We start from the raw sequence: 1,928 nt of genomic DNA on the forward strand, positions 1-1,928 counted from the left end.
CCCGCCCGACCCCTCTCGCCGCGGCGGCGCTCGCCGCCCTCATCGGCACGGCGCTCGGCGCCTGCCAGGGCGACCGCACGACCACCGGCTCGGTCTACCCCCACGATTACCGCGCCCGCCACCCGATCGTGCTCGCCGACGACGCCCGCACGCTCGACGTCTTCCCGAACGGGACCGGGCATCTCGATCCGCGCCAGGCCGCCGACGTCGATGCGTTCGTGCTGGAGTACCGGCGCTACGGCCGCGGCACGCTGACGGTCGAGGTGCCGCGCGGCGTGGCGCCCGGCGTCGGCGCCGCGACCGAGCGCACCGTCGCGACCGTGCGGCGGCTGGCGGCCTCGGGCGGCGTGGGCGCGGGCGAGCTGGTCCTCTCGGGCTACCCGGTGGCCAATCCGGGCCTCGCGGCGCCGGTACGGCTCGGCTTCCAGCGCCTGCAGGCGCGGGTCGCCGACAAGTGCGGGCTGTTCCCGCAGGATCTCGGCTTCAGCACGCCGATGACGAACCTGCGCAACGAGCCGGCCTGGAACCTCGGCTGCGCCACGCAGGCCAACGTCGCGGCCCAGGTCGCCGACCCGGTGGATCTCGTGCGGGGCCGCACCGAGGGCCGGATCGACACCGCCCGCCGGGTCAAGGACATCGGCCAGATCCGCGACGGCAAGGATCCGTCAACCAACTGGCGGCAGGATGGCCAGACGAACGTGGGCAGCCGCCTGGGCCTCTGAACCAGCCCCTGCCGCGAACCTCCCCGCTCCGGACCCGAGACGGAACACCTGACCCATGCCGGACCCCTCCGAGACACCCGAGCGCATGATCGCACCGGTGCCGCGGATCACCATCCAGGCCTTCTGCGAGACGCCCGAGACCGCCGCGACCGTCGAGGGCGCGGGCGCCGACCGGCGCCTGCAGAAGGCCCATCTCAAGGTGCAGATGGGCGGCGCCGCCGCGGCGGTGGAGGCCTACCGCAGCGCGCCGACGCCCAACGTCATCCTGATCGAGACGCAAGGGGCCCGCACCAAGCCGCTCGAGTACCTCGACCAGCTGGCCGAGGTCTGCGACGAGGGCACGCGGGTCATCGTCATCGGCCACGTCAACGACGTCGGCCTCTACCGGCAGTTCATCCAGCGCGGCGTGAGCGACTACCTGATCGCGCCGGTCGATCCGCTGGACCTGATCGCCTCGATCTCTGACCTGTTCTCGGCGCCGGGCGTGAAGCCGGTCGGGCGCACCGTCGCGGTCTGCGGCGTGCGCGGAGGGGTCGGCGCCTCGACCATCGCCCACAACCTGGCCTGGACGATCGCCCGCAGCCAGAAGCTGCAGACCGTGATCGCCGACCTCGACATCGCCTTCGGCACCGCGAGCCTCAACTTCAACCAGGATCCGCCCCAGGGCATCGCCGAGGCGGTGTTCGCGCCCGAGCGGCTCGACTCGGCGCTGGTGGAGCGCCTCCTCTCGAAGTGCAGCGAGCACCTGAGCCTGCTCTCGGCGCCCGCCACCCTCGACCGGACGATCGATCTCTCCGAGCCCGCCTTCGACGGGCTGATCGAGCACCTGCGCGCGGCCGTGCCCTGCATCGTGCTCGACGTGCCCCATCTCTGGAGCGCGTGGTCGCGCCGCGTGCTGACGGGCGCGGACGAGCTGGTGATCGTGAGCGGGCCCGACCTCGCCTCGCTGCGCAACGCCAAGAACCTGCTGACCGCGCTCCAGCACGGGCGGCCGAACGATCGGGCCCCGCGCATCGTCCTCAACGGCGCGGGCATGCCCAAGCGCCCCGAGATCGGCGCGGCGGAGTTCGCCAAGGCGCTCGACACGACGCTCGCCGCCACGATCCCCTTCGAGCCGGCCCTGTTCGGCACGGCGGCCAACAACGGCCAGATGATCGCCGAGGTGCAGGCGGGATCGAAGGTGGCCGACATGTTCTCCGAGCTCGC

Annotated in this window: 2 protein-coding genes; both read left to right on the plus strand. The window is 72.9% G+C overall.

What is annotated here, in order from left to right:
- Positions 1-722 (plus strand): CpaD family pilus assembly protein (locus AX737_RS27110; RefSeq protein WP_066926910.1); only part of this gene is annotated, 722 nt, incomplete at its 5' end.
- A 55-nt stretch (positions 723-777) separates the two neighbouring features.
- Positions 778-1,928 (plus strand): AAA family ATPase (locus AX737_RS27115; RefSeq protein ID WP_066926912.1); only part of this gene is annotated, 1,151 nt, incomplete at its 3' end.

Source organism: Methylobacterium sp. CCH5-D2 (genome assembly GCF_001556475.1).
GTDB lineage: Bacteria > Pseudomonadota > Alphaproteobacteria > Rhizobiales > Beijerinckiaceae > Methylobacterium > Methylobacterium hispanicum.